22 protein-coding genes and 1 riboswitch are annotated in these 26,098 nt (G+C 49.6%); of the genes, 11 read left to right on the top strand and 11 right to left on the bottom strand.

What is annotated here, in order from left to right:
- Positions 1-4: 4 nt before the first annotated feature.
- From ACXAD4_RS23820 to pdxR, 3 genes are all read right to left on the bottom strand, one after another.
- Positions 5-781 (bottom strand): SDR family NAD(P)-dependent oxidoreductase, encoded by a 777-nt coding sequence (locus ACXAD4_RS23820; RefSeq protein ID WP_475244521.1) that lies wholly within the window; start codon positions 779-781, stop codon positions 5-7.
- 11 nt (positions 782-792) lie between these two features.
- On the bottom strand, positions 793-1,539 hold the full coding sequence (locus ACXAD4_RS23825) for a TSUP family transporter (protein ID WP_475244522.1): 747 nt from the start codon (positions 1,537-1,539) through the stop codon (positions 793-795).
- 78 nt (positions 1,540-1,617) lie between these two features.
- Entirely contained in the window at positions 1,618-3,099 is a 1,482-nt protein-coding gene (gene pdxR, locus ACXAD4_RS23830; RefSeq protein WP_475244523.1) for a MocR-like pyridoxine biosynthesis transcription factor PdxR, read from the bottom strand.
- 164 nt (positions 3,100-3,263) lie between these two features.
- Between pdxR and ACXAD4_RS23835 the strand changes: the two genes are divergently transcribed.
- The 4 genes from ACXAD4_RS23835 to ACXAD4_RS23850 all read left to right on the top strand — a co-directional run bounded on the left by ACXAD4_RS23835 (position 3,264) and on the right by ACXAD4_RS23850 (position 7,764).
- Positions 3,264-4,637, top strand: coding sequence for an aminotransferase family protein (locus ACXAD4_RS23835; protein WP_475244524.1), 1,374 nt, complete (start codon positions 3,264-3,266; stop codon positions 4,635-4,637).
- Between the two features lie 228 nt (positions 4,638-4,865).
- Positions 4,866-5,888, top strand: a complete 1,023-nt coding sequence (tauA, locus tag ACXAD4_RS23840; protein WP_475244525.1) for a taurine ABC transporter substrate-binding protein — start codon at positions 4,866-4,868, stop codon at positions 5,886-5,888.
- A 29-nt stretch (positions 5,889-5,917) separates the two neighbouring features.
- On the top strand, positions 5,918-6,772 hold the full coding sequence (locus ACXAD4_RS23845; protein WP_475244526.1) for a taurine ABC transporter ATP-binding protein: 855 nt from the start codon (positions 5,918-5,920) through the stop codon (positions 6,770-6,772).
- Complete coding sequence (locus ACXAD4_RS23850; RefSeq protein WP_475244527.1) at positions 6,769-7,764, top strand: ABC transporter permease subunit; 996 nt, start codon at positions 6,769-6,771, stop codon at positions 7,762-7,764. Before ACXAD4_RS23845 ends, ACXAD4_RS23850 begins: the two co-directional genes overlap by 4 nt.
- 413 nt (positions 7,765-8,177) lie before the next feature.
- Here ACXAD4_RS23850 and ACXAD4_RS23855 read toward each other — a convergent pair whose 3' ends face one another.
- Positions 8,178-8,528 (bottom strand): antibiotic biosynthesis monooxygenase family protein, encoded by a 351-nt coding sequence (locus ACXAD4_RS23855; RefSeq protein WP_475244528.1) that lies wholly within the window; start codon positions 8,526-8,528, stop codon positions 8,178-8,180.
- 345 nt (positions 8,529-8,873) lie between these two features.
- On the bottom strand, positions 8,874-9,509 hold the full coding sequence (locus ACXAD4_RS23860) for an alternative oxidase (RefSeq protein WP_475244529.1): 636 nt from the start codon (positions 9,507-9,509) through the stop codon (positions 8,874-8,876).
- Between the two features lie 411 nt (positions 9,510-9,920).
- On the opposite strand from ACXAD4_RS23860, the gene ACXAD4_RS23865 reads away from it, so the two are divergent.
- Positions 9,921-10,928, top strand: a complete 1,008-nt coding sequence (locus tag ACXAD4_RS23865; protein WP_317524956.1) for a substrate-binding domain-containing protein — start codon at positions 9,921-9,923, stop codon at positions 10,926-10,928.
- Positions 10,929-11,035: 107 nt separating this feature from the next.
- On the opposite strand, the gene edd is transcribed toward ACXAD4_RS23865, so the two are convergent.
- Positions 11,036-12,832 (bottom strand): phosphogluconate dehydratase, encoded by a 1,797-nt coding sequence (gene edd, locus ACXAD4_RS23870; protein ID WP_475244530.1) that lies wholly within the window; start codon positions 12,830-12,832, stop codon positions 11,036-11,038.
- Positions 12,829-13,404: a gluconokinase gene (locus ACXAD4_RS23875; RefSeq protein WP_475244531.1), complete on the bottom strand. Its 576-nt coding sequence runs from the start codon at positions 13,402-13,404 to the stop codon at positions 12,829-12,831. Before ACXAD4_RS23875 ends, edd begins: the two co-directional genes overlap by 4 nt.
- Positions 13,405-13,617: 213 nt before the next feature.
- On the opposite strand from ACXAD4_RS23875, the gene ACXAD4_RS23880 reads away from it, so the two are divergent.
- The 3 genes from ACXAD4_RS23880 to ACXAD4_RS23890 all read left to right on the top strand — a co-directional run bounded on the left by ACXAD4_RS23880 (position 13,618) and on the right by ACXAD4_RS23890 (position 17,366).
- The gene (locus ACXAD4_RS23880; protein WP_475244532.1) at positions 13,618-14,235 is read left to right on the top strand and encodes a bifunctional 4-hydroxy-2-oxoglutarate aldolase/2-dehydro-3-deoxy-phosphogluconate aldolase; all 618 of its coding nucleotides are present in this window, start codon (positions 13,618-13,620) and stop codon (positions 14,233-14,235) included.
- Positions 14,236-14,361: 126 nt separating this feature from the next.
- A complete protein-coding gene (ascF, locus tag ACXAD4_RS23885) occupies positions 14,362-15,837 on the top strand; it encodes a PTS cellobiose/arbutin/salicin transporter subunit IIBC (protein WP_475244533.1) in 1,476 nt (491 codons plus the stop codon).
- A 98-nt stretch (positions 15,838-15,935) separates the two neighbouring features.
- Positions 15,936-17,366, top strand: a complete 1,431-nt coding sequence (locus ACXAD4_RS23890; RefSeq protein ID WP_475244534.1) for a 6-phospho-beta-glucosidase — start codon at positions 15,936-15,938, stop codon at positions 17,364-17,366.
- Positions 17,367-17,503: 137 nt separating this feature from the next.
- Here ACXAD4_RS23890 and ACXAD4_RS23895 read toward each other — a convergent pair whose 3' ends face one another.
- Complete coding sequence (locus tag ACXAD4_RS23895; protein ID WP_475244535.1) at positions 17,504-18,115, bottom strand: LysE family translocator; 612 nt, start codon at positions 18,113-18,115, stop codon at positions 17,504-17,506.
- Between the two features lie 132 nt (positions 18,116-18,247).
- Here ACXAD4_RS23895 and ACXAD4_RS23900 point away from each other — a divergent pair, with 132 nt between their 5' ends.
- Positions 18,248-19,141, top strand: coding sequence for a LysR family transcriptional regulator (locus ACXAD4_RS23900; RefSeq protein WP_475244536.1), 894 nt, complete (start codon positions 18,248-18,250; stop codon positions 19,139-19,141).
- Between the two features lie 56 nt (positions 19,142-19,197).
- Here the strand turns inward: ACXAD4_RS23900 and ACXAD4_RS23905 are convergent, their stop codons facing one another.
- A complete protein-coding gene (locus tag ACXAD4_RS23905; protein ID WP_475244537.1) occupies positions 19,198-19,941 on the bottom strand; it encodes a hypothetical protein in 744 nt (247 codons plus the stop codon).
- 159 nt (positions 19,942-20,100) lie between these two features.
- Positions 20,101-21,015 (bottom strand): D-alanine--D-alanine ligase family protein, encoded by a 915-nt coding sequence (locus ACXAD4_RS23910; protein ID WP_475244538.1) that lies wholly within the window; start codon positions 21,013-21,015, stop codon positions 20,101-20,103.
- Between the two features lie 282 nt (positions 21,016-21,297).
- Between ACXAD4_RS23910 and ACXAD4_RS23915 the strand changes: the two genes are divergently transcribed.
- Positions 21,298-22,038: a hypothetical protein gene (locus ACXAD4_RS23915; RefSeq protein WP_475244539.1), complete on the top strand. Its 741-nt coding sequence runs from the start codon at positions 21,298-21,300 to the stop codon at positions 22,036-22,038.
- A 116-nt stretch (positions 22,039-22,154) separates the two neighbouring features.
- On the opposite strand, the gene ACXAD4_RS23920 is transcribed toward ACXAD4_RS23915, so the two are convergent.
- Entirely contained in the window at positions 22,155-23,741 is a 1,587-nt protein-coding gene (locus ACXAD4_RS23920; protein WP_475244540.1) for a Na+/H+ antiporter NhaC family protein, read from the bottom strand.
- Positions 23,742-23,824: 83 nt separating this feature from the next.
- Positions 23,825-23,995: riboswitch (Lysine riboswitch) on the bottom strand.
- Between the two features lie 186 nt (positions 23,996-24,181).
- Between ACXAD4_RS23920 and ACXAD4_RS23925 the strand changes: the two genes are divergently transcribed.
- Positions 24,182-26,095, top strand: a complete 1,914-nt coding sequence (locus ACXAD4_RS23925) for a BCCT family transporter (protein ID WP_475244541.1) — start codon at positions 24,182-24,184, stop codon at positions 26,093-26,095.
- The last annotated feature ends 3 nt before the right edge of the window (positions 26,096-26,098 follow it).

The raw sequence follows: 26,098 nt of genomic DNA on the forward strand, positions 1-26,098 counted from the left end.
CCTTTTATGCAATATCGTTTGAATCTTGTTTGATGACCTTGAAGTTGTCCCAAGCCTGCGACGTAGGCATGACTTCAAGGCTATTGATGTTGATATGGGCAGGTTGCTGGGCAATCCAACCAATAATCTCAGCAATATCTTCAGGCTTTAGCGGGTTGGTTTGCTCATAGATTGCGTTGTATTTGGCTTGGTCACCATCGAAACGGACCAGGCTAAACTCGCTTTCGGACAATCCCGGCTCCAAACTGGTGACCCGAACCCCAGTACCTGCAAAATCACTGCGGAGATTACGGCTGAACTGGGCGACAAAGGCTTTGCTTGCGCCGTAAACATGGCTGCCTGGATAGGCCCAATTGGCCGCAATGCTGGCTAAGTTGATGATGCTTGCTTTGGGTTGCTGCTTGAGAATTGGCAGCAACGCATGGGTGACATTGACTAGACCGGTTACGTTGGTATCAATCATGGTATGCCAGTCACTGAGTTTGGCTTGGTCGGCGGGTGATGCCCCCAAAGCTAGGCCAGCATTGTTGACTAAAACCTCAATGTTTTTGAATGAGGCGGGAAGCTCTTCGATAGTTTTCTGGATCTGCTGGGTATCCCGTACATCCATAGCAGCAAAATGAACCGGGGCTAAGAGAAAGAGCTCGTCAGCCAGTTTTCTAAGCCGCTCTTCCCGGCGCCCGGTAATGATTAAGGCGTAACCCTCGCGGGCAAAATAGCGTGCGGTAGCAAGGCCGAACCCTGAGGTTGCCCCTGTTATTAAGACGGTTGGTTGAGCCATGGTTAATCTCCTTATAAACCAAAAGCAAAGAAATGTCGGAATGCTGCATGTAACAGCAACCAGCCCGAGAGTGAAATAAGCAGGTAGTAAGCACCGTGATGGATGGCGGCAATGTGCCTACGACTAAATAATTGTTGGCCAATCAAAACGCCAATCACCGCAATGACTAGTGAGGCTACCGGAGCATCAGGCAGCAGGGAAAAGGACTTATTTAGTCCATACCCCAAACCGACAGCCATACAGGTCGTGAGAAAGAAATAACAAATCAATGTATCTCGCTGCTTTCCTGCAGGTAGCCCGCTGTAGCGCAAGTGAATTACTACGGGGGCACCGCCTGCCGATACTGCGCTGGTTGTCCAGCCTGACATTACGCCGCACAAAACCGGTGAGGCAATGGCCTTTTGTGCCAGCGCAAGCTTTAGTTTGGGCATCAGCGCCATCGCAAGGATTGTTGCTGGAACCAATAGCCGCAAACTACTTTCTGGCAACCAATGAAGTAATGCTAGGCCTGCAGGTATTCCTGCCATCGTCGCCAGTAAAATTTGGCGCAAGGCATGAAAATCGGTGTTGTCCCAACTTTTAGCTACCAAGGGTAAGCTGATCAGCAAGTCCATGAGTAAAATTGCCGGGACGGTTTCCGCAACCGGGTAGTAAAGCGTGAGCACCAAAATCGCGATGGCAGAAAAGCCAAAACCGGTATAACCGCGGATAAAGGCAGCGATAAAAAGTACTAAAGGTATGCTAATTGAGATAAACACACTGCCATCCTTGCCTGTTGCCAATCATTCATAGCTTCAGATTAAGAATTAGCAGTGTGGTTGATTAGAGCCAGTTCATTATTTTTGTGGGGACAGTTGCGAAATAACTTCAGCCAGTTTGCGGATCCCCGGTTCAATTTTACTTTCTGGAATAGCAAAGAAACCCAGACGGATAAAGCCCCGGTTCTGGTTTTGTGGCGAGGAAAAATGTACATCGCCAACCTCGATCAAAACGCCAGCCTGCATGGCATGGTTCTGCAGTTCTTGGGTACAGACCCCATCGGGTAGCTTGAGCCAGAAGGCACTTCCTCCCAATGTCTGACTGGTCATACATTGTGGCAGGTAAGCTTCTATACATTGGCGCATAGCTTGCCATTTTTCGCTGTAATGGCTGCGAAGCTTTCTCAGGTAGGTATCGTAATAGCCCATTGATATAAACAGTGCGCAGGTACGCTGGTTATTGGCTGGAGGATGTCGGTACATCAGGCGCCTAAGTTGTCTGGCGGCAGTGATCAAGGTTTCATCGGCGACCATAAAGCCAACCCTCAAACCCGGTGACAGGGATTTGGATAAGCTGCCAACGTAAATGACCCTGCCACTCTCGTCGAGGCTTTTCAGTGATGGCAGTGGTTCGGCGATAAGGTTGACTTCGCTGTCATAATCGTCCTCGATAACAATGAAATCATGGCTTTCAGCGGCATCCAAAAGTGCTTTTCGCCTAGTCATGGACATGGTGACATTCGTCGGTACCTGATGGCTGGGTGTTGTATAAACATAGTCACAACGATATAGACTGGGGTTGAGAGCCAAGCCTTGCTGGTCGATGGGCAGAGGTTGGATATCTGCCCCGTGACTGGCGAAAATGTTTCGTGCATCCGGGTAACCCGGATCCTCCACGCCGATGGTTGTGGTGCCATTGGAGAGGAGGTTTGCCAGCAAGTAGAGGGAGTTCTGGGTTCCTATCGTGATAAGGATCTGCTCTGGCCTGGCATGGATGCCCCGTTTGCTCAGTACATTGCTTTGTATCTGTTTCACCAGCGCAGGATCGTCACTGTCTATTGAGTCGGAAATCCAGTCTTTAATTACACTGGCGCGCTGGGCCAGACGGCCACACTCCCGCCAGTGGTTAAGTGGAAATAGCGAGTGGTCTGGCTGGCCGAAAATAAATGGGTAAGGATATTGCTGCCAATCGCTGGGCTTTTCGATATTGCGCTGTTGGCTGAGTCCTGGCTTTATCCGGTTGTACCAAAATTGTGCAGGGCGCGATCCTATTGTGGGCAGCGAAGACGAAGGTGCTGGTGTCATGGTTGAACTTGCCGGATTGACAAAATACCCGCTGCGTTGGTGGGATAACAGGTAACCCTCATCAACCAGTCGATCATAGACCAGTACGACAGTATTGCGTGAAACCCTCAGCATCGTTGCCAGTTTTCGGCAAGACGGCAGCGCTTTGTCGCTGAAAACCCCGTCATTGATTTTTTCCAGCAAGTGCTCGCGAATTTGTTCCTGGAGGCTGCGTTCTGGCGAAAATTGAATATGGATTAAGTGCTCACTTTTCATTGCATCATCCTTGATATCAAAACATCTTCCCTGTTTTCAGCACGATATGTGCCAAAGTGCATTCGTGCTGGCTCTGTTGCCCCTACAAAAATTTCAAACTGGCGCTATGGGGCAGGAACAAGCTTGCCTAATTTGGGGGTATGTAAAGACAGGGAGTGATCGATATGCATTTGCACAGCCAGCATTTTACCGCCACTGATTTATTGGCAATGGACAAAGACGCCGTTTGGCACCATATGACGCAGCATGCTACCCAAACCGTTCCAATGATGGTGCGGGGGCAGGGGAGTTATGTCTGGGATATTCACGGCAATCAGTATTTGGACGCCTCATCCGGAGGCGTGTGGTGCGTCAATGTTGGGTACGGGCGCGAGAGTATTGCAGAAGCCATCAAGGAGCAACTGGTGAGCCTCAACTATTTTGCAGGTACGGCCGCGACCCCCGTTGCTGCGCAATTTGCGGCTAAATTGCTCGAGCTGATGCCCGGAATGGGCAAGGTGTATTTCTCGAATTCAGGCTCAGAGGCCAATGAGAAGGCGTATAAAATTGTCCGTCAGATAGCGGCGAAAAAATACGGGGGGAAAAAGCATAAGATCCTCTACCGTGAGCGGGATTACCATGGCACGACGATTACCTGTCTCAGTTCCACAGGTCAGGAAGAGCGGCGAAACCAGTATGGGCCGTTTACACCGGGGTTTGTCGAGTTTCCCCATTGCAGTGAATACCGCAGCCAGTTTGGTGATGTGGACAATTACGGGGAATTGGCTGCAAAAGCCTTTGAAGATGTGATTTTACAAGAAGGGCCGGATACCGTGGGTGCCGTTGTCATTGAACCTATCACGGCTGGTGGCGGGGTGATCACGCCGCCCGAGGGTTACCTGCCAGCGATAGAAGCGATCTGCCGCAAGTACGACATCCTGCTCCATATTGATGAAGTGGTGTGCGGGGTTGGCCGGACAGGTGCTTGGTTTGGATACCAGCATTACGGGATCAAGCCTGATATTGTCACCATGGCAAAGGGGGTAGCCTCGGCCTATGCCGCCATATCCTGTACCGTGGTGACAGAAGAAGTATTCAATCAATTTGCCGATGAGCCGCTGGAGCGCGAGAGCTTTTTCCGCGATATCAGTACCTATGGGGGCTGTACTGCAGGTCCTGCCGCAGCATTGGAAAACTTGAATATCATTGAGCAGGAAAATCTGGTCGAGAATGCTGCCCATATGGGGGAATACCTTCGTGCCAGGTTGGATGAACTTAAAGCTCGTTATCCGTTGATTGGTGATGTCAGGGGGAAAGGATTATTTCTCGGACTCGAGCTGGTTGAAGACCCTGTTACCAAGCAGCCGGTGGATGAGAAGGTGGCCATGCAGGTCGTCGGCCTGTGTGCCAAGCATGGGGTATTGATCGGTAGGACGAACCGTTCATTTCGAGACTATAACAATACTTTGTGTCTAAGTCCGATGCTGACCCTTACCCGTGATGAAGCCGACGACATCATATTGGCACTGGATAGGGCATTCACTGAATTGACCCTATAAAACCTAATCAATGGGTAAAAGGCTGCTTCGGCGGCCTTTTTTGATCGTATTTAGCACTGGCTAAAGATATTTCCCTTTATGCGCTGGATTTGCCGGGATTTTGTTTTGCACGTTTTATGAGCATGGTCATGGTGCAAACCTGGACCAATTAACCTCTGAACTGGCACTACCGAAAGGCAGGTGAGATTCGTAGTGTAACCACTAATCCATCGACAAAAGGAAGTGACTATGACTCGTAACACGACATTTTTCGGGATGAAAGAATTGGCTTTGGCTGGCGTTATGGCGGCAACATTATCTAGCCCTGCAATGGCAGCGAAAGAGGTAACTATCGGCTATCAGGGGATGTTCAACCCGATGAAATATGCCATTGACCAGAAGTTATTTGAAGACGCTACGGGCTATTCAATTAAATGGCGTAAGTTCGATTCAGGGGCCCGTGCAATAACGGCAATGGCCTCGGGGGCGGTGGATATGACCGTTGCGGGTTCTAGCCCTATCGCCAGTGCGGCCAGTAATGGTATTGAGATGGAACTGGTCTGGGTGATGGAAAACATCGCCGATGCCGAGGCTTTGGTCGTCCGCAAGGGCAGTGGTATCTCATCGCCCTCCGATCTTAAAGGCAAAACACTTGGCGTCCCTTTTGTCTCGACTACCCACTTCCACATGCTGTTCGCGCTTGAGCAATTTGGCTTGACCGAAAAGGATGTCAAGCTGATCAACATGCAGCCCGGTGCGATAGTGGCCGCCTGGCAACGCGGCGATATTGACGGTGCATTTATCTGGGACCCTGCGCTTGGCACCATCAAACAAGATGGTGAGGTGTTGATCACATCCAAGCAGTTGAGTGCGTGGGGCAAACCGACCTTTGACGGTCTGATTGCCAGTAAGTCCTTTACCCAAAGTCATGGCGACTTTGTGACAGAGTTCCTGACCGTTCTTGCCAAGACTGATGAGGAGTACCGCTCTAACAAAGAAGGCTTTTCTGCTGACCACCCCATTGCGGTTTCGGTTGCCAAGCTGACTGGTGGGGAAGCAAGCACGGTACCCGAGGCGATGAGCCTTTATGAATTCCCAAATGTTGACGCTCAGTTGTCATGTCAGTGGTTAGGTTGTGAAGCCAAAGGCGGGGCCGTAAAAGCGCTGGAGGCGACTTCGCAATTCCTGTTGCAGGAGAAAAAAATCTCTGGCCTGCAGCCTGATTACAGTGTTTTCGTTAATCCGAGTTATGCCGCGCAAATAGAGTTATAGCCTGCCACCTGGCAAAAAGGAGGGAAAGTATGGACAAGGATAAAGTGCTGGAAATCCATGATGTGTCTGTCATTTACGATGACCGCAACGGGGGAGAGGCCGTTACCGCATTATCGGGTGTGAATTTGAAAATCGAGCAGGGCGATCTGGTTGTTGCATTGGGGGCTTCTGGTTGCGGCAAAACCACCTTGCTTAACCTTATGGCTGGTTTCATCCAGCCATCGGCGGGTTACCTGACACTGGGCAATTCTGAAGTAAAGGGGTTACCGCGCGTTACCATGGGACGGGAAATTGGTGACCAAATTGTTGGCCCCGGTGCCGAACGGGGGGTGGTTTTCCAAAAGCATGCACTTTTCCCTTGGTTAGATGTGATTGAAAACACGGCATTTGGCCTGAAATTGCAAGGTGTACCCGAAGAAGAACGCCTGGAGCGCGCAGCGAAATACCTCAAATTAGTTGGGTTGGAAGATTTCCATCAGCACAAGGTATATCAACTGTCCGGCGGTATGCAGCAGCGTGTGGGGATAGCCAGGGCGCTGACAAACGACCCCAGTATTCTGCTGCTTGATGAACCCTTGGGGGCATTGGATGCATTGACCCGTGAAACCTTGCAGGAGCTACTGCTCGATGCCTGGCAGGCGACCAATAAGATGATGTTCTTCATTACCCACAGTGTGGAGGAGGCATTGTTTATGGCGTCAAGGCTGATTGTTATGTCCCCCCGTCCCGGAAGGATCACCCATAGCTTTGAGCTGGATTTCAACCGCCGTTTCTTGGAATGCCGTGATGCGCGTGCCGTCAAATCGATGCTGGATTTTATCGAGATGCGGGAAAAAATCCTCTCGATCATTCACCAAGATGAAAAGCCGGAGGTTGCAGCATGAGTAACACCAATACCGTTGAGCAAATTGATGTATTGAACCCGGTAGAAGTCACTGGCGATGATGCCCAAGACATGTTGCATGAGGTTGTGCCTGCCACAAAAAAAACAAGGCTACTGCCACATTACAGGGATACCGTTGGCCAAGATGGCAAACTACCGTTAGGTCCAATGCTTATCCGCGCATTGAAACAACGTACAGAGAAGGCTCCGAATTATTATGGTGAACCGGGGCAGGGGGACGCGAGGCTGGTCTCGGTGATTTCTGTCATTGGATTTATCTGCCTATGGGCATTGGTCACCGAGGCGGGATGGATTAAGCCGCTGTTTTTGCCCTCACCGATTGCGGTGGTGGAACGACTGGGTGATCTGGTAGTTAATGGATTCTCCGGTGTGTCGCTGGGCGAGCACCTGCTGGCAAGCCTGACCCGGGTGTTTGGGGCGTTTGCCTTGGCGGCGGTAACAGCCATTCCATTAGGGATATTGATTGGTACCAATGTATGGGTGAGAGGTGTGTTGGACCCTTTAATCGAGTTCTATCGTCCTTTGCCTCCACTTGCTTACCTACCGTTGGTGATTATCTGGTTGGGGATTGATGAGACCAGTAAAATCACCCTTATCTTTCTTGCGATGTTTGCACCGATTGCCTTGAGTGCCAGGGCTGGGGTGTCGTCGGCCAAAAGCGAGCAAATTCAGGCGGCATACTCGATGGGCGCCAGCAAATTTCAGGTCCTTTACCATGTCATTATAAAGAGTGCGATGCCGGAAATCCTGACCGGTTTGCGTATCGGCATCGGCTTTGGTTGGACAACCCTTGTTGCCAGTGAAATGGTCGCTGCACAGGCAGGTATCGGTTATATGGTGCTAAATGCGGCGGAGTTTCTGGTGACGGATGTCGTGATTGCCGGGATTATGATAATTGGCCTAATTGCCTATTCTTTTGATCTGTTCATGCGCTGGCTGGAAAAGAAACTGGTGCCGTGGAAGGGATATTAATCCTGTTAGTTTCCTTTAGGGGGCGGTAAGGGGCTGTTAGGGCCGGACACTCTTTTCAATTGATATCTGGGTAGTAAAAAAGACACCAAAGCGTCCTAAATCGGTCATTTAAGTCTGCCATGATGAAGAGGCTAAGAACCAGTGCCGACTTGCGGCGCATAACGAAGACTCATAACGTTAGGTTCCTTTCCGTTGGCCACCCTAGGGTGGCCTCTTTTCTTTAAAATGCAATATCGATGACTTAATTGTTTAACCTTCTAAGCACATACTTCTCCCGCTTTTTGCACTAAGGCCATTCTGTATGGGGTGGCTATGAGTACTTTCACTATTTTCGCGTTTTATCTAGACAGTTGTTCGCCGTTCCAATCATTTATTGTTGTTGGTCATTAACAATTAATGATAGGAGCGGTTTTTTATTTTTCGTACCGCTTCATTATCATTGTCGAGGCATCTACTTTAGCCATAAACCCTTTGGCGGCATCGGCTGTCATGAATGAGTCCATCGATGCTTGAGCATCTTCTGTGCTTTCCCAGTGAACAATTACCAGCCACTCCCCATTTTCTCCCTTTGCACTCTCTCGGGAGATGAAGCCTGGTTGTTTTGATACGTGCTCAATCTCAACAGCCTTGTCTAAAGGAAGAAACTCTTCGTAACTAACGCCGTTATTGAGAGTAAAAGTCGCGACTTCGATGACTTCGGCATGGGCATGGGCACAAAAGGCAGAGATACAACATACTGCTGTACTTAGGTATTTCATTTTCATAATTAGTACCTGTTTATTGATGCGAAGATATTTTCACTGAACGTTAGCGTAAGTAAAAATATAGCTGGCAGAGTGAAATTGATTGGCTTAACTATCAGAAAGATTGTGTTTAACCGAGGAAAATAGTTATTCAAGGACGAAACAAAAAAACAGCCCAACTGAGCTCATTTGTGATGCGAAAGTGTTTGCAGGAATTATGCTTAGCAGTGAAGAGATTCTTCTACCTTTGTACCTGATAAATAAAGGCTTTAAAGCAAAGCAAGTTAGCTTTCGTTTTGTCGTTTGAAATTAGCGGGCCTCAATTGGTGTCAAGGCCCGCAGCAAACCTAGAGGAAAAGGTGAAAATTAGTTCTGGTGCGCCGGTAAGGTTTTGCTCTCATAAGCATCGGCAAAGCCGTGGTTTCTGTCGCGGTGACCGGCTTCGTCTTCGCGGATACGCAGGACAACATCCCTTAGCTTGGCATTGGCTGGGAGCTGGTAGTACTCAATCGCAATGTCTGGAGCTGGTGTGTTTTCAACTTCTCCGGCATCAATTTTTTCGAGGTATTCAGTGTAGCTTTTGCAGGCTTCTTCTTCGAAGTATCCGACCACACGGTGGGCGATACGTGATGACAACAAATAGATAAAGCTGTACACAACAAGAAAGACACCTTGCCCGAGCAATACCAATAGCCTCTCTATCCAGCTTGGCTTGGCGATATCAAGGAAGATCATCAGGTGCATGCGCTCGTTCTGCGCTTCATCAAGCAGCTCCTTGATCCAGCCTGCATCATCCCGCATCCGGCGTAATGATTTCAGGTGATTGAACATACCGGCAACCATGCCCGGTACGGCTGCAATGGTCTCAAGGATAACGGCACGCTTGGCATATTTTTTACCATAGAACAGGTTCAGGGAGAATTTAAGGAACTGCGTGATTTGATAGGCAACACGCTCCGAAAGCTTGGTGGCGCTGCGGTGGGTAATTTTAAAGCCTGACATAATAAATCCCCTATTTATAGTAGTGTTTCTAATGCTTTAGCATTGAAATTTGTCACCAATATATAAAACCGCTTTGTAACCAACTGTATTGTTCAAGCAGGGACTGTTGTGTCGGGTAACTGATTGTTTTAGTTGTAAACAACCTTATTTATTTGGTGGTTTTTTTTTGCTCTTAACAATTTGGTATTGTTGAAGAAGTTCCTTTTGCCAAATGTAACCGAAGTGGTGTGAGATAATTAACGGGCTAGGATGATAAATCCCTATTATTTATAATGACTTGCCGGTAAGTAACATCTTACGAGCATAGCGTGAGCTTAAATAATGATGAACAGGTAAATCATTGCCTTATAGCCAGACAAAGTGGTATGTTACAGTAACATTTTAAGCCTAGCTGTAACTTATCCTATTGTTATGACACAAGAACAACGAAAAGCGCGTCCTACCCTGCAAGATATTGCTGACCGTGTCGGCATCACCAAAATGACCGTCAGCCGCTATATGCGCAACCCTGAATCAGTGTCAGCCAAGACAAGGGATAAGATTGCCGAGGTGGTGGAAGAGCTGGGGTATATCCAAAACCGGGCGCCAGCCATGCTGTCGAAGTCTTCCAGCAAGGCGATAGGGGTGTTGCTGCCTTCATTGTCGAACCAGGTGTTTGCCAGCTTTGCCCAGGGCATCGAAGCGGTTACCAATGCCAACGGTTACGAGATCCTGATTGCCCACTTTAGTTACGATGAAGAAATTGAAGAGCGCAAAATTGCCTCTTTGCTTTCCTATCAGGTCGACGGCCTTATCCTGACTGGTACCTCTCATACCGAACGTACATTGCAGATGATCAAAACTGCCGGGGTGCCTGTGGTCGAAGCGATGGAGTTACCAAGTAACCCTGTCGATATGGTAGTGGGGCTGGATCATATCCACGCCTCCTATACGGCGGTGAAAACCATGCTAGATAAGGGCAAGCGCCACATAGCCTACTTTGGTGCCCGTTTGGATACCCGTACCAAACTGCGTATGGAAGGCTATGACAAGGCGATGGAAGAGGCCGGCTTGCCGAAATACCATATCCTGACCCATGAGCACTCCAGCTTTACCCTCGGGGGAGAGCTGTTAAGCCGTGCCTTGGCAGAGTGCCCAGAGTTAGACGGCGTGTTCTGTACCAATGATGATATCGCCATCGGTACTATCCTCGCCTGTAATGAACGAGGTATCGAAGTACCGCAGCGGATCAGTGTCGTTGGTTACAACGCCTTGGATATCGGCCAGGCTATCACGCCACGCCTAACCAGTATCTATACGCCGCGTTACCAAATTGGCGAGAAGAGTGCAGAGCTATTGCTCCAAGCCCTTGACGGTAAGCGAAGCGAGAGGAATGTGTTCGATATGGGCTTTACCATTAGCCGGGGCGAAAGCTTGTAAGGAAAAGCTTGTAGGTAAAAGCTTATATAGATTAGCGAATAGAAAAATGGGAGCAAGTTGCTCCCATTTTTGTTTGTGTTGTTACTTTTGTTTGTGCTGGTAGAGGCTTAGAACAAGAAGCTCGCGCCTTCATCGGCTCCGCCGACATTTTCACGCATCACTTTGAAGATATCCCGTCCCCAAGTAATCTGGCTGGCTTCGGTATCGAGCTGAACCTGCTGGCGCTGGTCAAAATCAACCGCCACTTCCAATAGCCCGGTGCTGCAGTCAAGCTTCACGACATCGCCATCTTTGATCATGCCGATGGCACCGCCGCGCAGCGCTTCTGGGGAGACATGGATAGCCGCCGGGATCTTGCCGGATGCGCCAGACAAGCGGCCGTCGGTAACTAAAGCGACCTGATGGCCGGCTTTTTGGATATTGCCAAGAATAGGCATTAGCTTGTGTAGCTCAGGCATACCATTGGCGGCAGGGCCATTGTGGCTGACGACAATAACACAATCCCCAGTGAACTCACCGGCCTGGTAGGCCGCTTCGACGTCATGCTGGCAACGAAAAACTTTGGCTGGCGCTTCAATGAACTGGTGCTCTTGCTTGACCGCAGAGACCTTGATGACTGCCTGCCCTATGTTGCCCTTGAGCACTTTGGTACCGCCAGTTTGGTTGAATGCCTGGCCGTTGGCTGCGATCACCTCAGCATCTCGGCTCTCGCTAACAGGCTGCCATACCAGCTTGTTATCAGTGATCGCTGGCTGGGTCAGTTGGTCGGCAAATTCACCAAACACTGTCTTCACCTCTGCATTGAGCAGGCCGCGTTCATGCAGTGTTTTCATCAGTGCCGGCACACCGCCAGCTTGCTCGAAGGCGTTGATATCTGCCGGGCCGTTAGGGTACATCTTGGCTAGCAGCGGCACGATATCAGAGAGTTCGCTGATGTCATCCCAGGTAAGGATGAGACCACCTGCGCGGGCGATAGCCAGCATATGAATAGTGTGGTTGGTACTGCCGCCTGAGGCTAGCAGGGCGACCACGCCATTGACCAAGTTTTCAGCCGTGAATACGTCAACAAGAGGGCGATAGCTAGCGGAGTCTGCCGTCATGGATGCCAGTGTAAGGCTAGCGTGTTCAGTCAGGGCTGAGCGTAATTCCGTATTTGGTGCGACAAAGGCCGAGCCCGGTAGCATCAAGCCCATGGCTTCGAAGACCAGCTGGTTGGTGTTGGCTGTACCATAGAACGTACAGGTGCCTCCGGAATGGTAGGCTTGGCACTCCATCTCTAGCAGGGCATCTTTGCCCACTTCGCCGGCGACATACTGTTGGCGCACAGCCACTTTCTTATCATTGGTTATGCCTGTTGGCATTGGGCCTGCCGGAATGAAGGCGGTCGGCAGGTGGGCATAGCTCAGTGCACCCATTAATTGCCCCGGGGCTATTTTATCGCAAATGCCCAGCAGCAGTGTGGCATCAAATACATTGTGGCTTAGCGAGAAGGCGGTGGACTGAGCTATTAAATCACGGGAGAACAGCGACATATCCATACCCGGCTGGCCTTGGGTTACCCCGTCGCACATCGCAGGTACGCAGCCAGCAATTTGGGCGGTATGGCCAAGCGATTGCAGCGCTGACTTGATTTGGTCTGGGTAGTTTTTGTAGAGCTGGTGGGCACTTAGCATGTCATTGTAAGACGAGACAATGGCAAGGTTGGCACGGGTGAAATCGAGGATCTGCTGCTTCTCTTGCTGGCATGAGGCCGCTACCGCGTGAGCAAGGTTGCCACAGGACAAGCTGGCTCGGCCTTTGCCTTGCTCTGCCTGATACGCTGTTTTGTCTTCAAAGTTCGCACGGATAACTTGGCTGCGGGCTTTGATACGCTCGGTGATCAAGGTAATCGTTGGGTGGATCATGCGGTGATCTCCTGGGCGGTAGCTGGCATTGGCATCGCTTGTTCTGTTTCAGATTGCTTTGCATCAGTTTGTTCAGTCAGTGCAATAACAGCCTTGTCCAAAATCGCTTCAATGCTCTGGTCAATGTCCACTGTAATGACATCGGCCTCATCGACTGGCGTTTCAAGAACGGCAAACTGGCTGGCAATCATGTTCTCTTTCATGAAATGCCCCTGGCGAAGGCGGATACGCTCCCTGATCACTTCTTGAGATCCAGACAGGTACAAAAAGGCTAAATTGTGATTTCCTTCACGAATTTGTTCCCGGTAACATTTTTTCAGTGCTGAGCAGACAATGACACCGGTTTCGTTCTTGCTTTCAATGCTGAATGCGGCATCACGGATCCGCTCTAGCCAAGGTTTACGGTCTTGGTCGTTCAGTGGCTCCCCATCGGCCATTTTCAGGATGTTGGCTTTCGGGTGCAGGTCATCGCCATCGATAAACTTACCGCCAATTCGCTGGGCAAGTTCATAACCAATAGTACTTTTCCCTGATGCAGACACTCCCATCACTATGATGCTTTTCCCCACCATATAAGCTCCTTGAATCTTTTTCTGATCTGGATCTCATTTTTCAGATGATCTTCAAAATCGGGTTTATTTTACGAATGTTATTGGTAACATGTTACCCGTAACTTGAATGGTTGTGAACCACTGAATCAAGAATTCATCAAAACACCATGTAAAGCACAGCGACAAAATTGTTCCGGTTATAGAGAACGGCTGTGCCATGGAGAGGGGAGAGAAATGGAACAGACAATTGAAAGCAAACTGAGAGCGATGAAGGTCGTGCCAGTGATTGCTATCAAGGATGCCGATAAGGCCCAACCGCTGGCTAAAGTGTTGGTCGAAAACGGTTTACCTTGTGCCGAAATTACCTTTCGCACTGAAGCGGCGGCTGAGTCGATTCGCCGAATGCGCGAAGCCTACCCAGAGATGCTAATTGGTGCCGGTACGGTGTTGACAACTGAGCAGGTTGATCTGGCGGTTGAAGCCGGTGCTGATTTTATTGTTAGCCCTGGCTTGAATCCGACCACGGTTACTTACTGCCAACAGAAGAATGTGGCGGTTATCCCTGGCGTCAACAACCCAAGTCTGGTTGAACAGGCGATGTCGCTTGGCCTGAAAACTTTGAAGTTCTTCCCAGCGGAGCCTTCAGGGGGCATCGGCATGCTAAAAGCGCTATCGGCGGTTTATCCGGTTGAGTTTATGCCGACGGGTGGGATTAGCCCGGCCAATGTGGCGGACTATCTGGCATTGGACAAAGTGGTCGCTTGTGGCGGTACCTGGATGGTCCCGAACAACTTAATCGACCAAGGCGATTGGCAAGCCATTGGTCAACTGGTGAGTGAAATCAACCAGTAAGCAAAATAACAAATTGATGGTCACCAGAATTTACATTTTATCGGGTGACATTTAACGCATTTTATTGGGGAATAGGCCGCAAATTACGCTAGCCAACTATTCTCCGTACACGCAGGAGTTGAGAAGATGTCGAAAGAATTCAGCGCGGTAGCCCGCTCGGTCGTTGAAAAATTGGGGGGCGCTAATAACGTTGTCGCCCTTACCCATTGTATGACCCGTCTACGTTTCGTATTGAAAGACGAAGCGAAAATTGATGCCGCAGCCATTAAAGGCGTGAAGGGTGTAATGGGTGTCGTACACAATGGTGACCAATGTCAGGTGATCATTGGTAACAATGTGGCTGCTGCCTATAAAGAAGTGATGAAGCTGTGTAACTTTGATGGCGCGCCTGCTGAAGATACACCGGCGCCTAAGGTTAAGCTAACGCCGAAAGTGATTGGCGCTAAAATGCTCGACGCGCTTGTTGGTACCATGTCGCCACTGATCCCTGCGATTATCGGTGGCTCGATGGTTAAGCTGGCTGCCATGCTGCTGCTGATGTTCAACATCTACGAAGCCGATCACTCGACTATCATTTTGCTCAACACTATTGGTGACGGTGCCTTCTTCTTCCTGCCTATCATGGTAGCGGCATCTGCAGCCATTAAATTCAAAACCAATATGTCGCTGGCCATCGGTATTGCCGGTGTGTTGGTTCACCCGAACTTTATTGACCTAATGGCCCAGGCAGCAGATGGCCGTGCGGTAGAGCTGTTCGGTATCCCAGTAACATCAGTTCGCTATACCTATACGGTTATTCCTGTCCTGATCATGACTTGGATTCAGTCGTACATCGAGCGTTGGGTAGATAGCATCACACCTGCTGTGACGAAGAACTTCCTAAAACCTATGCTGATCGTATTGATTGCTGCGCCAATCGGTATCTTGCTTGTTGGTCCTATGGGTATCTGGATCGGTACTGCAATCTCGACGTTGGTATACACAATCCACGGTGCATTGGGTCCACTGGCTGTTGCTATCATGGGTGCACTATGGCCGCTATTGGTACTTACTGGTATGCACCGCGTATTTACGCCAACTATCATCCAGACCATTGCTGAAACGGGTACTGAAGGCATGGTTATGCCATCGGAGATCGGTGCGAACATCGGCATGGGTGGTGCGTGTCTGGCAGTCGCATGGAAAACTAAGAACATCGCCCTTAAGCAAACATCTATGGCGGCAGGTGCCTCAGCACTGATGGCTGGTATCTCTGAGCCTGCACTATACGGTGTGTTGGTTCGCCTGAAGCGCCCTCTAATCGCGACGCTTATCACTGGCTTCATCGTTGGTGGCCTTGCGGGTATGGCGGGAATTGCAAGTCACTCAATGGCAGCGCCTAGCCTGTTCACCAGTGTCCAGTTCATCGACGTTAACGACCCGATGAGCCTGGTTTGGGTACTGGGTCTGATGGCACTGTCAGTGGTTCTGTCTTTCGTACTGACGCTTGTCCTAGGCTTTGAAGATATCCCTAACGATGAGGATGAATCAAACCCAACGGCAGCAAAAGAAAGCGCTGAAGAAGTTGAAACACCAGTGCCGGCAAAACCTGCAACGGCCTAGTCTTTCATAACGAGTAAAATGAGCCACCTCTAAATGGGGTGGCTTAGCAACAATTCGCGGTAACGTGCGGTAATTAGCGAAAACACAAGAGGCAAACCATGTCTGATATTAAATTCCCGGAAGGGTTTCTATGGGGTGGCGCGATTGCGGCAAACCAATCTGAAGGTGCTTACCGCGAAGGCGGCAAGGGGCTTACCACAGTAGATATGATCCCTTACGGTGAAAACCGGATGCCAGTTAAACTGGGTCAGGTTGATAAAGTGGAATTGGACGCGGACGAATTCTACCCAAGCCATCAGGCCATCGATTTCTACCACCGTTACAAAGAAGACATTGCGATGCTGGCCGAGATGGGCTTTAAGGTATTTCGTATGTCGATTGCCTGGGCGCGTATCTTCCCTAATGGTGATGAAGAAACCCCGAACCAAGCGGGTATCGATTTCTACCGCTCAGTATTCGAAGAGTGCAAGAAATACGGCATCGAGCCATTGGTGACCCTTTGCCACTTCGATGTACCTATGCACCTTGTCAACGAGTATGGCTCTTGGCGTAACCGCAAGATGATCACGTTTTTTGAGCGTTATGCCCGTACCTGTTTCGAGGCGTTTGACGGCCTAGTGAAATACTGGCTGACATTCAATGAAATCAACATTTTGCTGGCAAGCCCGTTCTCTGGTGCCGGTATTGCTTTCCAGGAAGGCGAGAACCACGATCAGGTTAAATACCAAGCGGCGCACCATGAGTTGGTAGCCAGTGCGTTGGTGACTAAAATCGCCCATGAGATCAACCCGGAAAACCAAGTGGGTTGTATGTTGGCTGGTGGCCAGTTCTACCCGTATTCATGCAAGCCGGAAGATGTGTTCACGGCGATGCAGAAAGATCGCGAAAACTTGTTCTTCATTGATGTCCAGTCACGCGGCTACTACCCGTCTTACGCCCAGAAGGTGTTTGATGAGAAAGGTGTGAAGCTGGAAATCCACGAAGAAGACTTCGAGATTTTGAAAAATACCGTCGACTTCATCTCATTTAGCTACTACGCCTCACGCTGTGCATCTGCTGATATGAACGATGGCAATACCAGTGCGGCGAACGTCGTTAAGTCGATCAAAAACCCGCATTTGGAAGCCAGTGACTGGGGATGGGTCATTGACCCGCTTGGCCTGCGTATCACCATGAACTCGCTGTACGACCGTTACCAAAAGCCATTGTTCCTGGTTGAAAATGGCCTGGGTGCCAAAGACACTCTCGATGAGAACGGTGAGATCAATGATGACTACCGTATCGATTACCTGCGCTCACACGTTGAAGCAATGAAGGATGCGATTGCCGACGGTGTGCCACTGATGGGTTACACGCCGTGGGGCTGTATTGATTTGGTTGCGGCATCGACGGGTGAAATGAGCAAGCGTTATGGCTTTATCTATGTCGACCGCGATAACGAAGGCAACGGTAGTTTGGATCGTACCCCCAAGAAATCCTTCTACTGGTATAAAAAAGTCATTGCGAGCAATGGCGAAGATCTAGCTTAAAACTTAACGGATTTAATGCCGTTTAGGTTAGATGTGTTCTGTTGTCTGAGGGGAACTCTGACAGTTTGCCGGTAAGGCCCTTTGAGGCTTACCGGCTTTTTTGTATTTATCACCTATTCATTTATCTATGGATAGGGTTATGACTGGAAGGCCAGTATGCTGCCGAAGGCAATCAAGCCAGCCCCGCAGGCTTGGTTGAGGCGCTTCTTTAGGCGCTGCATTGTTGATTGCAGTGAGGCAGATGTGAAGATAATGGCCACTAGGCAGAACCAGATACCGTGCAGCGCAACCATGTAACCACCGTAAAAAAATGCCTGTGAGTTCTGTGCGTTGTCTGGAGCAACAAGCTGGCTGAAAATACTCAGGAAGAACAGCATTGTTTTTGGGTTAAGCACATTACATAGAAAGCCCTGCAGGAAGTAGCGGCTTGCGCGTTTCTCGACGGTATCTGTTTCAATCTTTGCCAAGCCTTCATTGGCTGTCATGAGCCCTTTGATGCCGAGGTAGATTAAGTACCCCGAGCCAGCATAGCGGATGGCATTGAACAGCACTTCATTCTGTGAGATTAGGTAACTCATCCCCAGCATAGAGTAGCTGATGTGGACAAAAATGGCGGCGCTGATCCCGGCTGCAGTCCACAACCCTGCTTGACGCCCCTTCCCGATACTGTTTTTTAGTACCAAAACAAAGTCTGCACCAGGACTTATCACAATTAAAATACCCAATAACGCTAAGCTGATTAATTCCAAACCGACTCCTAAACCTTTCTTAAAACCTATGTCTATGACTAAGGCTGTGAATTGAATAGTCCCGATTGTAGAGTAGTTTTATGCTCGCTATAATCGAAATACTCTCCTTTGAATTGTGAGAAAAAGTCACATATGCGTCATCTCAAAGCCTTTCACATCTTCCACGTTGCAGCGTCTTCGCCTAGCTTGAGTGAAGCGGCGAACCGGCTCAATATTACCCATGGGGCGGTCAGTAAGCAGATCAAGGTGCTGGAAGGCTACCTTGGCCATGCTTTGTTCTATAAGCAGGGGCGTCATCTTTATCTGACCCAAGAAGGGGAGCTGCTTAAGCAATATACCCAAACCGCGTTTTCCGCCTTGGAAGATGGTGTGGGGCAATTGATGAAAAGCGAGCAACAGTGCTTGGAAATATCGTGCGAGCCGACATTGACCATGCGCTGGTTAATGCCACGCTTGGCTGACTTTCACAATGAGGTAGAGGGCGCGGATATTCGTCTCTCGACAGCTGGTGGCCCGGTTACGCTCGGAACAACTGGGTTATCGCTGGCTATTCGCCGCGACGATTTCAGGGTCGAGCATGACTACAACAAGGTGTCTTTGGTTAAGGAGTGGGTAGGCCCAGTATTCTCGCCGGATTATTGGCAACAGGTTCGCCATGATTTGACCTGTGTTAAACGGCTGCATAGCCAGACCAGGCAATCAGCCTGGGATGATTGGATAAGAGGCTCGGGACAGCATGGCATAGCTGGTAATAGTCACCAAACATTTGCCCATTTCTATTTTTGCTTCCAGGCGGCGGTCGATGGGTTGGGGGCTGCGTTGGGTTCTTATCCCTTGGTAGTGGATGATCTCAAGCGGGGAAACCTGGTTGCGCCATTTGGGTTCATCCCGTCAGGTCATAAATACATTCTGTTGTCGCAAAAGCAGACGCCCAGTGATTTGGAGTATCGTTTTACTCAATGGCTTCAGGGGTGTTTGGCAGGTTGTGTTCCGACTGAAAGTGAAGCTGTTGGGCTTATTGATTAGAGTTGCCTAACTCCGAACGTGTGGAGCTAGGCATTTTTGACTTTAGTTCTGACTTTTTAGCTAGTTGGCTCAAGCGCCCAGAACATAAGGCCAGTCACCAATGGAATGTTCAAGTGGCTGAAGTCGAACTTGTCGGTGAGGTATGTCGGTTCAATATCGGTACTTAGGTTCGTTTGGCCATCAATGAAAATGACTTCGCCGTTAATCTTTTCTGCATAAATGTAATGGCTGTTATCCCGGATCAGATCATCCATCAGTCCGATGCCGACAACAAAACGGGTACCGTCCTGGTACTGATCCATTGCTAGCCAACCTTCAGAATTTTTCACTTCTTCCTGTTTTAGTTCAAACCACTGGCTACCGTTAGGAGTGGCCAGCGACAAGCCTGATTGAGGGGCTTTGATAGAGAGGTACTTTGAAATACCGGCCAGCTGTTGTTCCACTGTCGGGCTGTAATTGCCCCAGAAATGGTATTGGGTGTTTGACATGAGCTGTTCGGCATCAAGAGCGACATCTGCAGTAGTTTGCCGGGTAGCAATCCCTGTTGCATTGAGTGAACAGTTCGACAGCATACGGCTTTGGTTACCCGTAATGACGGCTGTGTTGATCATCTCACCAATACTGCTGCCGATGCTTCCGACATCGGCCAATAGTGGAGAATAAGCTTGGCTAAATTCTGCATTATAGGCTTCGACAGCCGTTTTGATGCCAGGGATACGAGCGTCGTTGATCTCGCTATGCTCTAGGGCGTTGGCATTGATTGATAAAATTGAAATCATTGATACTAAAAGCTTTTTCATGCTTACCTCTCCTTTAAAAAGAAAAGATTGCACGATCCGTGCCATAGGGTAGATAGCTTGGGTGGGTTGGATAGCTTAAGTGAATTAGCAATTTTATCGCCCCATATTGGTGCGCCTGACTCAATATGGGGCGCCAATATGGGGGTAAATATATAAGCGTTATTTCACGTCATCAAACGTAGCGCTTTCAAGCAACGCGGCGATAGTGTCTTTATAGCTAAGCCCAGCCTCTTTGGCTGCCATTGGGAAAACACTTCGGGTTGTCATTCCCGGTACTGTGTTCATCTCGATAAGCCAGATTTGTCCACTTTCATCAAGGAAAGTATCTACCCGTCCCCAGCCACGGCAGCCCAAGGTTTTGTAGGCGGTTAGGGCAGCTTGCTGCATGGCTTTTTCTTGTTCTGCTGTCAAGTCAGACGGGCAGTGATAAGTCGCCGTTTGCTCGCCGAATTTGGCATCCCAGTCAAAGAAGCTGTCTGATTTGATCTGTACCACAGGCAGGGGTTTGCCATCAAGGATGGCACAGGTGTATTCGCGGCCTGTGATGAATTGCTCAACCAGGATGTCATCATCGTACTCAAACGCATCAACCAAAGCGGTGTAAAGCTCTTCCGGCGAGGCGGCTTTTGATACACCGATGCTGCAGCCTTGGTTTAAGGGTTTGACCACTACGGGGTAGGTCAGGTTTGCCAACGTGGTTTTGATGGTGTCTACTGGCGTATGCTTGTTGACCTTAATCCAATCAGCGGTTTGCAGTCCATTCGAGCGCCAGATCTCTTTGGTCTTGAGTTTGTTGAGGGAAATGGACGAGGCCAAGAGGCCGCTGCCAGTATAGGGGATCTTGAGCAAATCGAGCAGGGCTTGCAGGTGCCCGCTTTCACCCATACCGCCATGAAGGGCAATGAAAGCTTTGTCTAAGTTGAAGAAGCCCTGCAAGGTGATATCAATGTGCCGGGGATCGATCTTGATAGCTTCATAACCCAATGACTCAACGGCCTCGGCAATACAATTGCCCGACTTTAATGAGACTTCGCGCTCGCTAGACTCACCGCCGTATAAAATTCCAATTCTCATGGTCATGTTCCGATTAAGCTTTGTTGTGTGAAAAAATCATCAAAGGAATACAAACCGATTGTTTTATAGCGAACAATCGAAAAAGTAAGAGTATAAAATTACTTGTATAGTGTTTAGTAGCTTATTGTAATGCTTTGTACTTCATATTGGATTGAAATGCCTAAAAAGTATGACATTGTGCATAACTTTATTTTCATCACAGAGAATGTTGTCTTATTTTTGAGCAAGGAATGAATTTCTTTTCAGCTAACTTGAAATAAATATCCTGCTAGGTATTGGGCTATGAACAGACAACAACAGCAAAATAAGTCATTGGGTATGTGGTTAATTTCCTTGTTGATTTCCTTGTACATGGGGCTGTTTGCGACGGTCGCAGCTGCACTGGAGTTTGAAAGCTATCCTCTAGATACCCTGGATAAGACGACGGCACAAGGTGTGAAGGCTGAAGTGGTTGATTACCACGGCCAGAAAGGGATACACGTTGCGGTGTCACCAGATCATCAGTCTGCTGAGCAAGGAGGATGCGATCACTGTACATATTTAGCGTTGGAGACTATCCCGTTTCGTGATGGCACCATTGAAATAAATATGGCTGGTGAGCCGCAGCAGAATGCAGCTGCAACATCAACGGCAAATGGCTTTGTGGGTATCGTTTTTAGGGTCAGTGAAGACTTGTCCAAATATGAAGGTGTGTATTTCCGCCCTTCCAATGCCCTGTCAGAAGATGAAGCGCAGCGTGAAATGACGGTTCAGTATTTCTCCTATCCGGATAACACCGCTGAACAATTGAGGGAGTCGGATCCGGGCAAATATGAAAGCGCAGCTAATATCCGTCCCGGGCAATGGTTCCACCTGAAAGCCGAAATCAATAATAACCAAGCGATTTTCTATGTTGATGGCGAAAAAATCTTGGTGGTTGACCGCTTGTTCCACGGCTCTGAGCACAAAGGGGTCATTGGGTTTATTACCGAGCCAGGCAATGATGCATATTTTTCAGAGTTGCAGATAAAGCACAGCCAGTAGCTGAACCTCCATCTTGAAGCAACTTGAGTATAAAAAAAGAGCAAGGCCGTGGCCTTGCTCTTTTTGTTTGAAACTGTTGTTTTTGAGGCTTTTGTATTTAAAGCCTTTCAGAAAACTTAGCTCGTGACAGGCTCTGCTGCAACAACAGGCTTGCTCTTACGAACAGCAAAGGCACAGAACGCCATAAACCATAGGCCGCTCACAGCAACACCTGCCCAAGCTGAGTGGGTGTAGCCGATAGCGAGGTAACCCAGCAGCGCGCCGAAGGCCACTGAGCATGCGTAAGGAAGCTGGGTCATGACGTGATCCATGTGGTGGCAGCCTGCACCTGTCGCAGACAAGATACTGGTGCTTGAAATTGGCGAGCTGTGATCACCAAATACCGCACCGGCCAGTACCGCAGACAACATTGGAAGCAGCAGTGCGATGTCACTGGCCGCAGCAATATCACCGGCTAGCGGTAGCATGATGCCGAACGTACCCCAGCTGGTTCCTGTCGCAAATGCCATGGCACAAGACAGCAGGAAGACAACTGCCGGAAGCAGTTCAACCGGCAGGTTACCGTTAGACATTGAAGCTAGGTAGATACCGGTTTGCATGTCACGCACAACGGCGCCAATCGTCCAGGCAAAGAATAGGATAATAATAGCGGGCATCATGGCTGAAATGCCTTGTGGGGCGGCTTTCATCCAGCTGCCTGCATCTAGCTTCAAGCGAAGGGCAAGGCCGATAGAGACGACCAAGCTGCAGATCGCACCGTATACTAGCGATGAGCCTACATCGGTGTTCTCAAACGAGCCGATCACGCTGAAGGCTTCGCCGTTGGCAGCCAGTACATCCGCACCTGACTGCACCATGAAAAATACCGTTGCCATAGTTAGGGTCAGGATAGGCAGTACCATATCAATCATGCCGCCTTTGGCTGACTCTGGCACCTCGACATCCAGGCCGGCTGGTTTGCCTTTTGATTCATCCCATAGCTTGCCTTCAAGTGCCCACTTCTCATGTTTGCGCATCGGGCCGATATCAAGCTGGAACGCAATCACACACAGCACCATCACAAGGGTGAATACCGCGTATAGGTTCATTGGCATCATCTCGACAAACGCCGAGATTGGACTTTGATCGGTCACGCCATGTGCCACCATGATGCCGCCAACTAGGGCAATGATGTATGCACCCCATGAAGAGATTGGCATCAATACACAGACTGGTGCTGCTGTGGAGTCCAGCAGGTAAGCGAGTTTGGCTCGAGAGATATTGAAACGGTCAGTCACCGGGCGGCAGATAGCACCCACCGATAGGCTGTGGAAAAAGTCGTCGATAAAGAAGATGAAGACCATCAGGCCTGTCAGTGATTTGGCACTGCGACGGTCTTTACAGCGGACCGCTGCCCAGTCGGCGAACGCTTGGGTAGCCCCGGAAACACTCATCAGGCTGATCAGCGCGCCAAGCAGCAGCATGAAGATGATCATGTTGACGTTATCGCTGTTCATTGCGCCGTCGACCCATACAATTGCCAGCACTTTGCCGACCAGGTATTGCAGGGACTCAAGCGGTGAGTATTGGTTAAGCATCAATGCGCCGGCAAAGATACCTGCTCCGAGGGAGAGCAAAACCCGCCTGGTGGTGACCGCAAGGATAACAGCCAGCATGGCAGGGATAACGGACATTAGCGAGTCCGAAAAATCGACAAGGTTCATGATCTCATCACACCTATGTGTTTCAGGTGGAGATCTACCGAAAGGAAGTGTAACTAAGACGCAGAAAAAGAAGACTTGTTACCCCCTCAGGTAGCGCTCCATAGGTAAATACTATGGCAGTTCTGTGCCTATTCGACACAGACCCAGCGACTGAGTTGATGGCTGCAGTCACTTCGGCGCTGACTCCTTTCTCCGGCTTCAAAGGTATCACCCTCCACACGGTTACTTATAGGCAGCGCGCCTCTACTGATTTAGGGTTTATCACCGTCAATCCTACTGGATTTTGGTCATAAGTCTAACATTATATACGGCTGAATATTTATGTCAGCTAATAATAAGCTTTTTTCATGGTCTTGATTAGAATCTTGGTTTGAAGCGTTAGCCCTTTCCTCGGATTATCCGTTTTACCCATTGCTGGGTTTAAATTTTAAGGAGCTAACGTGTTTTCTCGCAAACACTTTGAATTGATTGATAAACCGACGTTCTTCGGGGCGTTGGGGATGTTGATCTCGGTTGTGGTGCCTTTGCTGCTGTTTCCGGCACAAGGGGCAGAATGGATTGCTGTCGCCAAAACGTTTATGACCGATAAGCTCGGTTTCCTCTATTTGGCGCTCGGTGTCGGTGCATTCTTCTTTATGATTTACATCGTTTTTTCCGATATCGGCCAAATTAAACTGGGCGATCCTGATGAGCAGCCCGAGTTTACGACGGCGTCATGGGCGGCCATGCTGTTCTGTGGTGGTATCGGTGCCAGTATTCTTTACTGGGGGACAATTGAGTGGGCGTATTACTACCAAGCGCCTCCTTTCCAGTTAGAACCTGGCAGTGAAGAAGCGGTCCGCTGGGCGGCAACTTATGGCTTATTCCACTGGGGGCCGATTGCATGGTCTATTTATTTGGTCCCTGCATTGCCGATTGCTTATTTCTTCTATGTGCGCAAGCAGCCTGTACTTAAGGTCTCGGCGGCATTGATGCCTGTGATAGGGGAAGCCCGCAGTTATGGTTGGCTGGGTAAAGTCATCGATGTGTTATTTATCTTCGGCTTGCTGGGCGGTGGTGCTACGACGCTGGGCTTGGCTGCGCCGTTGATCACCGAAGGTGCCAACTACCTATTTGGCGTACCGAAAGATACGGTTACCCAAGTTATCGTATTGATGATTTGTACCGCCATCTTCGCCTACTCGGCGTATGCCGGGATGGAGAAGGGCATTAAGTTCCTCAGTAACATCAACTTCTGGGGGGCTTTGGGTCTACTGGCTTTTATTCTGGTGACTGGGCCAACGATATTCATGCTGGAAACCGGCTTGGATTCACTGGGCCGTATGCTGTCGAACTTCTTTGTCATGGCAACATGGGCTGAGCCGTTCGGCGGCTATGGCTCGTTTGAAAATACCCACTTCCCGCAGGATTGGACTATTTTCTACTGGGCGTGGTGGCTGGTGTTCGCCCCGAGCATGGGCTTGTTCGTCGCGAGGATCTCCCGTGGCCGTACCATCAAGCAGATGGTGACCGGTTCGATATTCTTTGGGTCGATGGGCTGCTTCCTGTTCTTCATGATTTTGGGTAACTACGGTCTATCGCTTCAGCTTTCGGGAGCGTTGGATGTGGTTGGCATCTTGAACTCTGAGGGTGCGACAAAAGCTATTTTCTCTATCCTTGAGCAGTTGCCGTTTAGTACCTTGGTCATCGCAGCATTCACCCTGCTGTGTTTGATTTTCACTGCCACGACGTTTGACTCGATTTCCTATATCTTGGCATCGGTTGTACAGAACAACGTGACTGAAGACCCAATGCGCTGGAACCGCTTGTTCTGGGCATTTGCGTTGTCATTCATGCCGTCGGTATTGTTGTTTATGGGGGGGCTGTCGACCCTGCAAACGGCGGCTATCGTCGGTGGCTTGCCACTGCTTGTCATTGCAGTAATGCTGATGATGTCGGCGGTGAAGGCGGCAACGCTCGATCTGACCCATCAGGAAGGTTATGAAGATCCGGTGATCAATATCGAGGAACTACCCGATGTCGACCCATGGTCAAATGAAGGCATGGCATTGACCAAGTTCGAGGAGCTGAAAGAGATCGCCATGGCGGCGGCAGAAGCCGAGCGAGAAGCACTTTACAAAGTGTGGAAGCTGAAGAAGAAAATCCGCGCTGAAGCGGTGGCCAACGGTGAGTCCGGGATGGATTTCAGTGATGCGCCGCAAGAGCGTTTGGATCAGCTTCAGCAGTTGATGGACGATGCCATGACAGCCAAAGAGAACAAGCTAGCCGCTTCGGAAGAAGCGCAGGAAGCACGCAAGGTGTTCAACGAGCTGATGCGAACCCGGTTGGAAACGATGGTCGAGCAGGAAGTGTAGGGA

It is taken from the genome of Photobacterium sp. AWH4_225 (genome assembly GCF_056158405.1).